General features: G+C 40.6%; 13 protein-coding genes and 1 pseudogene. 5 read left to right on the forward strand and 9 right to left on the reverse strand.

Features of this window, described 5'->3' with window-relative positions; all coding sequences use genetic code 11:
* Positions 1-7 precede the first annotated feature (7 nt).
* Positions 8-814: pseudogene (locus tag KKZ03_RS11660) on the reverse strand (2OG-Fe dioxygenase family protein).
* Between the two features lie 136 nt (positions 815-950).
* On the opposite strand from KKZ03_RS11660, the gene KKZ03_RS11665 reads away from it, so the two are divergent.
* Positions 951-1,826 (forward strand): LysR substrate-binding domain-containing protein, encoded by an 876-nt coding sequence (locus KKZ03_RS11665; protein ID WP_243217020.1) that lies wholly within the window; start codon positions 951-953, stop codon positions 1,824-1,826.
* 105 nt (positions 1,827-1,931) lie between these two features.
* On the opposite strand, the gene KKZ03_RS11670 is transcribed toward KKZ03_RS11665, so the two are convergent.
* Positions 1,932-2,426 carry a GNAT family N-acetyltransferase gene (locus KKZ03_RS11670; RefSeq protein ID WP_243217021.1) on the reverse strand — a complete coding sequence of 165 codons (495 nt, stop codon included), beginning with the start codon at positions 2,424-2,426 and terminating at the stop codon, positions 1,932-1,934.
* A gap of 790 nt (positions 2,427-3,216) precedes the next feature.
* On the opposite strand from KKZ03_RS11670, the gene KKZ03_RS11675 reads away from it, so the two are divergent.
* Together KKZ03_RS11675 and KKZ03_RS11680 are read left to right on the forward strand one after the other, a co-directional pair.
* Positions 3,217-3,798 carry an N-acetyltransferase gene (locus KKZ03_RS11675; RefSeq protein ID WP_243217022.1) on the forward strand — a complete coding sequence of 194 codons (582 nt, stop codon included), beginning with the start codon at positions 3,217-3,219 and terminating at the stop codon, positions 3,796-3,798.
* Positions 3,799-4,099: 301 nt separating this feature from the next.
* On the forward strand, positions 4,100-5,575 hold the full coding sequence (locus KKZ03_RS11680) for a cryptochrome/photolyase family protein (RefSeq protein ID WP_243217023.1): 1,476 nt from the start codon (positions 4,100-4,102) through the stop codon (positions 5,573-5,575).
* A gap of 531 nt (positions 5,576-6,106) precedes the next feature.
* Here the strand turns inward: KKZ03_RS11680 and KKZ03_RS11685 are convergent.
* A complete protein-coding gene (locus KKZ03_RS11685) occupies positions 6,107-6,763 on the reverse strand; it encodes an HAD-IA family hydrolase (RefSeq protein WP_243217024.1) in 657 nt (218 codons plus the stop codon).
* Between the two features lie 163 nt (positions 6,764-6,926).
* Between KKZ03_RS11685 and KKZ03_RS11690 the strand changes: the two genes are divergently transcribed.
* Positions 6,927-7,142: a hypothetical protein gene (locus KKZ03_RS11690; RefSeq protein WP_243217025.1), complete on the forward strand. Its 216-nt coding sequence runs from the start codon at positions 6,927-6,929 to the stop codon at positions 7,140-7,142.
* A 558-nt stretch (positions 7,143-7,700) separates the two neighbouring features.
* Positions 7,701-7,940 carry a helix-turn-helix domain-containing protein gene (locus tag KKZ03_RS11695; protein ID WP_243217026.1) on the forward strand — a complete coding sequence of 80 codons (240 nt, stop codon included), beginning with the start codon at positions 7,701-7,703 and terminating at the stop codon, positions 7,938-7,940.
* A 218-nt stretch (positions 7,941-8,158) separates the two neighbouring features.
* On the opposite strand, the gene KKZ03_RS11700 is transcribed toward KKZ03_RS11695, so the two are convergent.
* The 6 genes from KKZ03_RS11700 to KKZ03_RS21800 form a co-directional block, all read right to left on the reverse strand.
* Entirely contained in the window at positions 8,159-8,614 is a 456-nt protein-coding gene (locus KKZ03_RS11700; RefSeq protein ID WP_243217027.1) for a retropepsin-like aspartic protease, read from the reverse strand.
* Between the two features lie 577 nt (positions 8,615-9,191).
* Positions 9,192-9,482 (reverse strand): hypothetical protein, encoded by a 291-nt coding sequence (locus KKZ03_RS22040; RefSeq protein WP_371744895.1) that lies wholly within the window; start codon positions 9,480-9,482, stop codon positions 9,192-9,194.
* The gene (locus KKZ03_RS11705) at positions 9,479-10,357 is read right to left on the reverse strand and encodes a hypothetical protein (protein WP_243217028.1); all 879 of its coding nucleotides are present in this window, start codon (positions 10,355-10,357) and stop codon (positions 9,479-9,481) included. The genes KKZ03_RS22040 and KKZ03_RS11705 overlap by 4 nt, the downstream gene beginning before the upstream one ends.
* Positions 10,358-10,398: 41 nt before the next feature.
* Entirely contained in the window at positions 10,399-11,754 is a 1,356-nt protein-coding gene (locus KKZ03_RS11710; RefSeq protein ID WP_243217029.1) for an O-antigen ligase, read from the reverse strand.
* Positions 11,755-12,294: 540 nt separating this feature from the next.
* A complete protein-coding gene (locus KKZ03_RS21795; RefSeq protein ID WP_256451969.1) occupies positions 12,295-12,609 on the reverse strand; it encodes a transposase in 315 nt (104 codons plus the stop codon).
* Positions 12,606-12,938 carry a transposase gene (locus tag KKZ03_RS21800; protein WP_371744896.1) on the reverse strand — a complete coding sequence of 111 codons (333 nt, stop codon included), beginning with the start codon at positions 12,936-12,938 and terminating at the stop codon, positions 12,606-12,608. Before KKZ03_RS21800 ends, KKZ03_RS21795 begins: the two co-directional genes overlap by 4 nt.
* Between the last annotated feature and the right edge of the window lie 132 nt (positions 12,939-13,070).

The following is a 13,070-nucleotide window of genomic DNA, read 5'->3' on the forward strand; positions in this document are numbered from 1 at the left end:
CCTAAACTTATTTTTTGCGGAAGGTGACCACTAAAACATCACGACTCGCGGGTTGATCAATATCAAGTTGGATGATGCGCGTTACCCCGTGCAGTACATGCTGGTCATTGACGATCGCAGTATCGAACATGTTGGTCAACGTGAAGCTGTCGATCTTTTGCTTGTTCAGGTCATAGATCTGAGTGCAGCCGTTGACGACGTTGGTCCGCTTGACCATCATCATCAATACGAAGTTGACCCCGTCGCGATGTATGCCTTCCGGTGTGGGCTTGCCTTCGGCCGCAAGCTTGGCATCGATACGGAACTGGTGGATCTCGATATGTCAATGGGCGTAAGGCGACAGCCGTCCGAAAATTCCGCAGCACAGCCGCAAAATCGCTGTCATGGTCGAGCCGCCCAGAATTTTTCTGGCAATAGGCTGGAAGTAGCGTGCAATGTTACCGTTGAGACTGTTGTAGGTGAGGCTTTGGTAATGTGGTTGATGGGGCTCTATATACACAATATGGCTCGATGGCAGTCCGCGCAGCGTGGCATGCCTGCGCGATCGGTAATGTCCGCCGTCCGCCATATATTCGTCGCAGGGCAAATCGTTCCAGCTATCTTGAAACGCCAATGCATCGTTCAATGGCTCAGCCGAGCCTTCGGATAAATACTGCTGTACTCTCTCAGCTGGAATGAAACAACGATCCTTACGACTAATGAGGCTGCATAATCGATTAATTATCGTATCTGGCTCGGCGAAAATCCGACCTTCATTTAACAAAGTTGTCATGCTATGTATCTCCTGGAGAGACCTCATTTGAATTCTCTTCATCGGTTAATAATCATCGTCTTAATGTGACAGAAAGATGACTTCCAGACAGGGTGCCTAGATACAAATTATCTATATAATGGTCAGTAATGAAAAGCGATTAAACCTGTCGATAATGTGTGACTAAAACTAACTGATTATGGCTAGACAAATACCACTAAATACTTTGCGTTTTTTCGAGGCAGCAGGAAGGCTTGGCAGTTTCGTTAAGGCTGCAGACGAGTTGCGAATCACGCATGGCGCAGTCAGTCGGCAAATTCGTTTGCTGGAAGAGTCGCTTGGCATGGCCTTGTTCGAACGTCGTAACCGTGGCGTGTTCCTGACGCCGCAAGGGTCACAACTGTTGGTCGCCGCCCAGCAGGTATTCGAGCGTCTCGATGCCACGATCGATGCATTGCGCAAGCCGGTGCGTCATGTGCCTTTGGTGGTTTCATGTGAACCGACGATTTCGATGAAATGGCTGATACCTCGGTTGAGCCATTTTTATAAACAACATCCCGAGGTGCAACTACACCTTTTTGCCTCCGGTGGGTCGGTTGCATTCCAGCGCGATGGTGTCGACGTTGCATTGCGCCGCAATGACTTCAATTGGGCTGTTGGCATCCACGCGGAAAAAGTGTGCGATGAGTGGATAGCACCAGTGTGCGCGCCTGCGCTGTTGAAACGAGGTCAGTTACATTTGCCATTGCAAAAAGTGTTGCACACTTCCTCGCGCATGACAGCCTGGGCAAATTGGCGCAGCGTCAGCAAAACCGACACCGGTCATGGCGACAGCCAGACATACGAGCATTTCTATCTCAGTTTGCAGGCAGCCTGCGCAGGTTTGGGTGTAGCGATCGGTTCCGTGTTCATGGTTCAGGAAGAAATCGACAGCGGTCGTCTGGTGGCACCTTTTGGTTTCATGCGCGACGGCTCCGAGTATTTCCTGCTTTCGCCTCTACCATTCGAAAGTGATCCTCGTCGCACTGCGTTCTTGCAATGGATGCGCCAGCAAATGCACCATGAGCCTCCTTGATGCCAGAGTTCCAAACGATCTGTTTATACCCGCTATTCGCGAAGTTTAACAAACAACAATAACTAGGCACCCAAAACATTAGACAGTCCGTATCCTTTTGTCTAATTAGCTTGCCAGCTTCTTGTACATGACCAAGGCATCGACAAATCCAAGGCTTTGATGGTGGAAAGCACGCGGAAGTGTGCCGACGACGTGGAAGCCGAGCCTCTTCCAGAGTCGGACCGCCCGTTCATTCGTAGAAACAACCAGATTGAATTGCATCGCGATGAAACCCATAGACACAGCTTCCCGCTGAGAATGTTCACACATGGCTGAAGCAACGCCTTGGCGCTGAGCTTCTGGCGCGACGATGTAGCCGCAGTTGCAGACATGTGAACCGAGACCAGGTTGGTTCGCTTTGATGATGTACGTTCCCAACAGCCGGCCATCTTTGGTACAGGAGACATACGTTGCGGCCGCAGTCTCAACCCAAGCTTTATGTATTTCGGACTCGCTGCTATCGGGGGAGAATGCATAGGTATCACCCGAGGAAAATGTAGTCTGGAGCAGGGGCCAGACGACCGGCCAATCGGGTTTTTGATAGCGACGAATAGAGGTCATGGAAGGTACTATGGCAACCTAACAAATGATTATAGAGAGCTTCATAATACACGATTTTACATGTTACCCAGCTTCTGGATAATTTTTTAGTCTGGCGACTAGACAAAATAAGCCAAAATGTCTAACAATAGCAATTGTATAACTTGATTTTAATCCCTTTTCAAGGTGTAAAGGTACCAAAAAATAATAGTACATGCTGCCCAACTTCATTCTGTCATATTCATCGCTATAAAGCGGCCTGTCGCCAATGACAGCAGTTGGCCGTTACTTGATGATCACTACTTCGAATTTGACTCAATGGTTTAGCTTTCCGGGGTTACTGCACTATCAACTTTTTGAATATCAGAGTTTTCGATAGTAACTCAATTTGACCCGTGCGCTTAAATTTACGCCTAATATTCAACGTAAAATCTCATTACCCTGTATTCATCAATCCTTCCAACCCATTAAACTTGATGCTTTTTTAGCGATACATGGCAAGAATTCGCATAAATTTCACTTCGGAGACGAATCCACCTGTCCTTTTTTGCTCAACTAAGGCAAGTTGCTTTTATAGAAAATCCTTGTATATCTTTATTACCATAAATGGTGTGGGCATTAAATTTTGTTAGGAGGAATTTATCATGAGAATATTAACCACGTTAGGCGTTTTTATTTTTTTGTTTTTATTGATGTTAATTAACTGTAGTCGTGGTTGTTCACCGGCAGAGTTTTCGGTAACTTTATTTCCAATAATCTTGATTTCACTTTTTATTTGGTACCGATTATCTGCCAAAAAGTCTGATTAACTATGGCTGAATTTTTTGATGTTCATGTCATCACATTGAATGATTTAAGGTCAGATCAATACGGTCTTTTGATATCAGATCTGGCAGAAATTATTTGTGAAGTATTCAGTGAGTCTCCATGGAACGAGAACTTTTCAGCGACAAGAATCATGTTTGGACTGGGTGTCGAAATGATGAGAAAGAATTCCATATTGATCATCGCAAGGCATAAACAAGAAGGTCATTTAATAGGTTATATGCTTGGTCAGGAGTTGGTTGTGGCGTCTGATGATCCTCGTGATCAGACTTTTTTTAAGATTTCCGGTGGCTATGCTTTGGATTTTCTTGCTAATAGTAACCAGCGAACTTTTTATGTGGGTGGTCTGGGTGTAAGATCAAAATATCGAAGATTTGGTGTTGCAGAGCAGTTGTCTGCGACATTGATTTCGGAGTTACGTCGACATAAGTTTGATTATCGGATAGGTCGAACAGACCTGCAAGCCTATGGCATGCGCAATCTGTATATTAAACAAGGATTCAAAGAATTGCCGGTTCATGACATTAATTACCCAGAGCGCAGTTACTGGTTGTTATCGTTAAATTAACACTTAAGAATGATGTTGTTGTTCGTATTTTTCGACCACCATAAAAAGCAGGACAGATAAATAAAACTTGCCTATTGATTCCATGAGCGCTGAGCCCCAGCTCGGCGTAGTCACCCATAGTCAGTAATCGCTTTGACTATCCCGTGCCAAACTGGAGCTCGGCGTTCCCGGAAAGTTATCTGTCCCGGCTTAAGTTGGTAGCCTATTTTTCAGGTCAAATAAGGTAAGTTGTTGCATCACTGTCCGGAAAAAAAATTCAAGCAATAGAACTGACTATTTTAAATTAGGAAAATAAAGCTGTATGACCACTGTTACCTTGATTTTCCCTCATCAACTTTTTGCCAACCATACTTGCATAGTAAAAGGCCAGGCTGTTTATCTCATTGAAGAATGTCTGTTTTTCAAGCAATACCGTTTTCATCAGCACAAGCTGGTATTACATCGGGCCAGCATGAAAAAATATGCCCACTTTTTAGATCAAAAAAATGTAAAGGTGCACTATATTGACAGCCAAAATGAGTTAAGCGATGTCAGAAAGTTGATCAATCACCTGGCTCAACAAAACATTACTGGTATAAAGTTTGCCGATGTTGCTGATAACTGGTTAAAGTCCCGAATCAAAAGCGGTTGCAACTCACATAACATCAAAATTACAGAAACGGCATCACCGAATTTTTTAAATACGCTTGTTGACGTAAAACCCTTTTTCGATAAAAAGAAAACCTATTTTCAAACCGCCTTTTATATTGAGCAGCGCAAGCAACGGTTGATTTTATTGGATACAGCAGGACACCCGCTCGGAGGCCAGTGGACTTTTGATGCAGACAATCGCCTCAAGTATCCAAAAAATGACAAGCCGCCAGTAGTCACTGTTGCAAAAGACGATAACCATGTAAAAGAAGCCAAGGCTTATGTCGTGAAATATTTTCCCGACAACTATGCCAGTACAGAAAATTTTATTTATCCAACCGACCATGCCGGTGCTTCCGTCTGGCTGGATGAGTTTTTAGAAACGCGTTTTGAAAAATTCGGCAGTTATGAAGATGCGATGGTAGGAAACGAACATTATTTGCATCATTCCGTGTTAACGCCCATGCTGAATATTGGTTTGCTTTCTCCACAACAAATTATCGATAGGGCTTTACAAGTAGGCGACAACAAAAATATCCCCTTGAATTCTTTAGAAGGCTTCATCAGACAAATTCTGGGCTGGCGCGAGTTTATCCGGATTGTGTATGAACGGGAGGGCAGCAATCAACGGAGCAAAAATTTCTGGGGCTTTAAAAGAAAGATTCCAGACAGTTTTTGGCAAGGTACAACAGGGATTTTTCCTGTCGACAATGTGATACAAAAACTGCTGCAAACAGGCTACAGCCATCATATCGAACGCTTGATGGTCATGGGTAACTTTATGCTGCTTTGTGAGTTTCATTCTGATGAGGTCTATCGCTGGTTTATGGAAATGTACGTGGATGCCTATGATTGGGTGATGGTGCCTAATGTCTATGGCATGAGCCAATTTGCCGATGGTGGCCTGATGACGACCAAGCCCTATATCAGCGGAAGTAATTACCTGCTGAAAATGAGTGACTATCCAAAAGGCGCCTGGACTGAAATATGGGATGGTTTGTTCTGGCGGTTCATGCATGTACACAGGCAGTTCTTTTTGACAAACCCACGGATGGGTATGCTGGTAAAAATGTTTGATAAAATGCCGGAAGAGAAAAGAAATAAACATATCGATGTTGCAGAAAACTATCTAAAGCAACTCAATTAACGAATAAAGCAATCTAAAAACATGTCCAAGGTTTGGAGTAACCATCGGACCGCAGTTGGCCGTACTTATTCTGTCGGGTAGAAAAATAATATTCTTTTTCGGCAATTTCTTATTAGTTACAGGTAAGCTTATTTTTCAATAAGTTAGCGCCCTTGAAATTCACTAAAACTCGCTTTTTTAGTGCTGGATAATCAGAAATCAAATCGAGTTGCGATAACTTCTTATAAGAAAAGGCATGGTTTTTAAATTTTATCGTCATGTAAGTCATTGATTTATAATGTACCTGCAGCTAATGAGAAGTTACTCCAATCGGTTGCAATGACATAATTTAATCACTATTGACCAGTATACTCTTCCTAATATCTGTCAGTATTTATGGTCTACATGCATTAGGTCATTCATCTTGATCCTAACGAATCACTTGAAAGTAATCAAAAGCGATCATAGTGAGTAAATTAATGGACAGTCAATCGACAGCAACCCAAACCTGACGGTGAAACGGTGTAATAATTATTTTGAATGCTGATAATGTCAGAATTTGGCAATGCCAGCAAAGTGAGCGAGTAGTTTAGGAAGCTGAGACATATCGTCAAATCGCACTATAGATCGGCATGACGAGGTTTCACCCTTTCGTACATACTGAAATGCTTGCATTCCTGCTGCTGTGGCAGCCTCAATCCCAACGTCACTATCTTCTACAACCACGCATTGTCCAGGTCTAAAGCCCATCGCATTTGCTGCGAATTGGAATAGACCTGGTTCCGGCTTCCATGATCCCACTTCATATGAACTAAAGATGCTCTCACCAAAGTAAGGTGCAAGGCCGCTAACTTGCAGCGCCTGACGAATTTTCAAAGGAGGCCCACTTGAGGCAATACACCTGGAGAAGTTTGTGGCTTCGAGCATCTCAACAACGCCTGGCATAGGTTTCAATTCACGAGAGAAAAGTTCCGTAACACGTTGGCGATAATGTTGTTCAAAGTCATCTGGTAGATTCTGGCAAAGGCGGCCCTCAAGATCAGCAAGAATTGGGGCCAGCTTTTTGCCACGATACTGCTGAATCAATGATTCCACTGTATCGCTCAGTTGTGGGAGCAGATCAAGAAATGCTTGATTGCAAAGCCCCTCGCTATCTACGAGCGTGCCGTCCAAATCAAAGATTACACAGATATCTAAATGGGATAACATGTCAATGTACGAAAAAAGTTATCCAGATAACATCTGATCATAATTAATCATCAATTTTCAATGGTCGGTTTTGGTCAGTTGGTTTATAGCCAATTAGTCACTAACTACTTACTGGAAACAGTATAACAATAAGACTCCTTTACTTACATTTTAGGAGTTTGTCATGAAGCAAGATACCAACGATCAAAAGAACTATCAAGTCCCATGGAACAAGGGCAAATTGATTGGTCAGAAATCATCGCTCAAATTGAAAGAGATTTGGGCAATTCGGATTCGTTTGCAGATGGTTAAAAACACTCGGGAGTTGGCGTTGTTCAACTTGGCCATTGACAGCAAATTACGTGGCTGCGATCTGGTCAAACTTCGAATAGGCGCGTAGTCCAGAGTAACCGGGTATCATCGCGAGCTATTATCATGCAACAGAAAACACATCACCCTGTTCAGTTCGAGATAACAGAACAAAACAGAGATTCGCTTGAAGCGTGGATTAACCAAACAAAGCATGAGTGTTTCCCTTAAAGCCCCAAGGATAACAAGGAAATGCTCAGACCAACAGCTCCTTAAAGAGTGCTGTGAAGCTTTTCTTTGTATTTTACAAAATAGAGTGACAGCTACAAAAAGAAGGGGCAATTGATTCAAACATTAAACAAAAAAAGACTTGCAATTTTAAAATAAATTTTTTCAGGTTTTACATTTTTTGACCCTTTAATGGAACAATACTTCGGACAGCTTTTTTAACTATTTGATTTTAAAAGATTTTAAAATTTTCACTTAAAAGTTAAAATCGTTATTTTTCAACGACCTGAATTCAAGTCACCTGAATTCGTATAATAAGTGCATAACCTCTGCAAGTAACGGTTAGCAATACACCATAATTGAATAGAATCAAGACATAGGTGTATGTAAACGGCTACCAAACGATCTACAGAGGCTACAAATGAGCTATAAACACCTACGTCCTGAAGAGAGACATTATATAGAGATCGAATTAAAAAAGGGAATATCTCAGAATCAAATCGCTAAATCCCTGGGGCGAAACCAAAGTAGCCTTTCACGCGAACTTAGTCGAAACAAAGGTCAGCGAGGCTGCCGACATAAACAGGCTGGCGAATTGGCTCAAGAACGCCATAAAAATAAGCCTAAAAAAGTTAAATTAAGCGCTGAAATAAAAGTTTGATGGCAATATCGCTGCACCTATCGTTGACAGAACCATCCATCATTCACACATTTTTATGTTGGGAAGGGAAAGTTATTGACTGAAATCAATGCTGAATAAGTGATTTTTCTCTGGAAAAGTGGCTCAATATTAATGGCCGAAAATGGCTCAATTCTGTTGGCCATTGACAACAAGCATTACAAATTTTTTAAATATAGTAATATTTATGCCGAATGGTATTAATTACGGCTTAATGTTAATATTTTTTTATGATTATCAATATGGTAACTAAGGTTTTTTAATAAACTCTGCCCAATTAAAATTTCAGAGTTGTTTGCACCAACTATTGCACTTATATTATGAAATGTATTATTTCCAATTACAATTTTTGTAATATTTACTCGTTCCCTGATTTTTGTACTGCCATCAGCTAATTTATAAAAACCCTCTTTTAAAATATCTTTTATAGCAATTGATTTTGATTGTATTAACATGGCTATCACATTAAATGGAATAAACATTTCGCTGGCGCCCGTATCTAATATTCCGTTTACGGTAACGGAATCATTGAGTGTAATAGGCATGATGTATACACCATTATGCTCAGTTAATGCTATCTCATCTGAAAAACTGCTAAAACTAAATGCTAAAATAAGTAGGCAAAAAAATGGTTTTATTATTTTTATAGGTATCATTAGATTGATGTTTTTAAATGGTCTGGTTTTAGTAGTTCATGTAGGTAATTAATTAATTAAATGCATGATATAATTAAGGGTATTTACTTGTTAATCTGAAAATTTCATTATGACAATATCAAAAAATCAGCATTTTTTAATACTAGTCTTTCATGCTGTAATTATTGCTTAATGTTTGATTTTTTTAGCTTGACTAAGACGACTTTATATAAATCAAGATGTTGTTGTCATTATCTCTAAGCACTACATGATAAGAGCTTGCAGTTTTGAAAGCTGATTTATCAGGATTTTTTAAAATCAAAAAATTTAAATATCAGGTATTAGACATTAATTTAAAAAACTACATATTTTTTAAAAGGATTTTAAAAGTTCATGAGAATAGCTTCAAAGACTACAGTATTATAGTAATTGCAAGTTGATATAATAGTTCAATCTACTTTAAATTACTTCATGTAACCTGAAATATTTTTTACATCAATATTCTGAATGATAAGAATGCGTTTATGTTGAATAGTCTAACCTGTTTTTTTGTTTAAAAACTTATAACTAAGACGATTTCCTGAAATTAATTTACTTATCAGATAGGCCGAATCATAATGTCCGATTTGGGCAAGATTGGGTTACATTCCAGTCTGGCTTCAATCGCCAACATCGTTTTCTTAGACAGTGAAATTCCTTTTTGATAAATCGTCTTGCTTAATTTGACTACTGGCTTTAATCCCTTCCAAGTCATGCTTTTTGCCCATTCCAGCATGGTATCAACGGTTACCAACTTCGTACCATTCCAATGTTGCTCCAAAATACCCCAGCAGCGCTCAATTGGATTGTACTTGCTGTGGTAAGGCGGATAGTAGAGCAGCTGAACTATTTTTCTGGTGTGGGGTCCGCAAAGTCGACAATGCGTTTAAGGAACTGCGTGCGCACACCGCTGCTTTTTGGGCCATTATCAACCTTTATCTGGACATGCGCGATTGCCGCACGGTCTTGTGTGCCGGTGTTTTTCCACCAACTCATCAAACTGTCTACGATGAAATCGCTGGTCTTGAAGGAGCTACCGAATGTCAGATATAACGCCCCTTCGTTCTCATCTATGATACCAAAGGGAACGTATTTTTCCTTACACCCCATATCATGGTGAGCAGCACGGTGGTCACCACGCGTCTTTCCACCCTGTGAGTAATCGCCGACATTGACTGTGGCTTTGCCGTCTATACTGAGACGTTTGACTTGTCTATTACCCATAGAATCCTCGTCTGCCAAGATTTTTCCATCTTTTTCATGGATATTGTCAAAGATGGCATCTGTTTCTGGAAGTTTCTTTTGCGGCTTGGCCTTAACCACCCTACTTAGTTGGTAACTATTGCGGTTCAAAACCTCCGCCATGGTGCTGGATGAGGGTAGTTGATCCGCTTGGAAGCCTTGGGCAGTTAACTGCTCCAAAGCTTTCGCTGCGGTCAGTCGCGTGTATAACAGCGAAGTATGAAAGGTCGGATCTTGCTGACGGTAAGAATCTGCCATTGCCCATAGTGCCTGGGCCACATCAGGATGCTTTTCTTCCCATAATTTATCTCCACTGCAAGCCGCTTGTGCTCCCTGACAAATAATTCCGGTGCGTTGCTCATTAAGTCCTAACTGAACGGTATAACGACCCCAACCAAATATCCTCTCCGCTAATCGGGTGTTACCTGTGCAATGTTTTAATGTCATAAGCGCCTGAAAAGCCCTGCGTTCTGCACCTGACATTTTAGTACTCGCCAACTTCAAAGCTTCGATTTGAGATACACTTAAGGGCAATATTTTCTGGTGGGTAAAGATTGGGCAACAGCGGCACCCATTATTAAAGCATAGGTATAAGCGATAGCAGGTATTTGTAAGCTGAAATCAACCAAGGCATGCGCACCAATCAGTAAACTTGCAGAGAAACCAATGGCCGGATAAATCCAGTTTCTTTGTCTTATCCAAACACCGCGTAAACAAACTAAAGCCATCAAGAAAATAGCCATAAACAAACACGAAGCTTGTAATAAACCTAATTCAAAAATATTTTCCAGATAAGTGTTATGGGCTTTATCATAAAACCCAACTATAGTTTCATCACGATATAAACGGAAACTCTTTTCAAAACTTCCATAACCCATACCTAACCAACTATTATCAGCATTGGCTTTTGCCAAAAGATCATATACCATCCAGCGCCCTTCATTCTCAGGTGACGTGGCATTAAGACGGTCGATTAATTTATCACCACTACGCGTAAATACCCCCCAAGAAACCAGACTAACAACTCCTAATAACAGCATGACAGCAAAATTATTTATTATTTTATGATTTACTAATAAAATAATAAAAAAAGCAACAATAGCCAATGCTGTACTTAAAAAACCACCGCGAGACTGGGTTAAAAACAATGCGGTTGCTATGGTAATAATAAGCAATAAAGCAAACCAACCGCGAATAAATACATTTTCAAAAAAAAACTGCCGGCCATAGTTATTTTTAAGGCCATACTGAAAGCTGGACTGAATTTTTTCAAATAATAACGGTAATCCAGCTAGTAGCGTTAAGCCTGCATAAGTAGCATAAGAATTACGATTAACAAAGGTACTGGTTACCGCATTCATGGGTGCCCATTGGTCAAACCATAATAGCGTTTTAAACTGGCCTAAATAGATAATCAGGCCGTAAACAGCATAAAGTAACCCGGCATAAGCTAAATTATTAAAGGTGAATAGGGCGTTTTGACTATGACGGTTAAATTGTAAGCTAATAAAAAACACCAATAAATAACTGCCCAGTTTCATTAATGCTGTTGCAGTTTCATGGGGTGTCAAACTAATATGTGCCGGGACAGGTAGTGATAATTGTTCAGCAGCTAATTGCCAAAAAGGATGACTCCAATCCAGGGGAGAAACATTAGAAAGTTGCAATAAAGCCCAGCCAATCGGGATACAGATCAGAAAAAATGAATATTTAACCGGCCTTATAGTAAGTTGCACGGGCGATTGTCTGAATAAAATAGCAATGCTGGCCAGCAAACCGCCTAACGCCAGTAACATCGCGTATAAACTCCAGGCCCATGGACGATTGGCGCCAAAAGGAATAGGGGCCAATAATATGGTAAATAAGAAAATTTTAAACATTAGTATTATCGTCACAGGAAATTATTTAAGTAACCATGAAAGGTTAACGGTAATTTTTAGTTCCCCTTTTCAAAGGGGGGAGGGCATTGTGACGGTGCCTGAAAACTTATATCAATAGAATGGAACATCCTTGCCGTATTCTTAATCTTTAAAACTTGAATATTGCACATTATGTAAGCTTAACTTACCTTGGTAAGCAATTAAACAGGTTAACACTCGCTTTAGTCAAAAAAAAATTTTTATGAGTTTTACTCCTGTATAATTTTTGTACCTCTAGATTAGAGGATATAGTGAAATTACATATTTTTATCTTACACGATATCCACCCACTCACTTTAAAGATAACGTCAGGATTTATTAACATTTTTATGGCCATAGAAAAAATAATAAACTTTTATAAAGTACCTTTTATTGCAATAGTAACAAGAATATTTTTTATATTATTAATAATATTTGTTGGAAAATTATTTTTTTCATTATTTAAATAATTATTAAGTGTTAGTAACTACTCAGCCCAGCAGCAATCCAAAAAAGTGTTTTTTAAAATTGAAGGTACGGAATGAAGGAATCACCAGCAACAGTATTATTGATGGCGGTGAAAATACTTACTGAATTTTTACGCGCAGTGGAGATATAGCCGCGAATGGAAGCAAACTGTTGCGCACCAACAAAAGTCCGAAATCCCCCGGAAACTTTCTGCTTCACTTTCACCATGCGGATATCCCGCTCGGTAAGATTATTGTCAAACGGCACAGAAAAATAATACATAAAGGCCAATGTCCCGCCTTTATAGTCCCTTAAACGAGCCAGAAGATTATGGGCGGCGGTCTGTTTAGGTTTGCCTCGTTTTTTCATCCCACCCTCCGGCGTTTTGCTGCTGTGTAGGGGTTTTCTGCCAAGCCCTTTTTAACCAGTCCATCGTATTGCTGTGCAAATAAAATGATTTGTCCGGGGCTTAAAGAGTCTTGTTCTGGCGGCAAGTCGGCCAGGGTGTTTTTAATGTTGACCAATAAAGTCACCATCTCGCCCGCCCAGGTTTGTTGGAATTGCTTTTTCAGATAATCCACATCCCTTAGGTGATGGGCATTGCAGGCAACGTGTTTGCAACCATCGTAGCTGAAATAAACTTTCCAATGGTCATGCACCAATTTGCCATGAAAATTTTTCCATAATCCCGGCAGAATTCATGGCTTCTCTACCCCGTTTGGCGTGAACTTCATAATCGGTGAGTTTGTCGATTGAGGCTGAATGCAAGTAATGCAACTTGGCCTACCATCATCTTCCAATGAGCTTATACACATCTGACCACAATTTTT

It is taken from the genome of Methylobacter sp. S3L5C (assembly GCF_022788635.1).
Taxonomy (GTDB): domain Bacteria; phylum Pseudomonadota; class Gammaproteobacteria; order Methylococcales; family Methylomonadaceae; genus Methylobacter_C.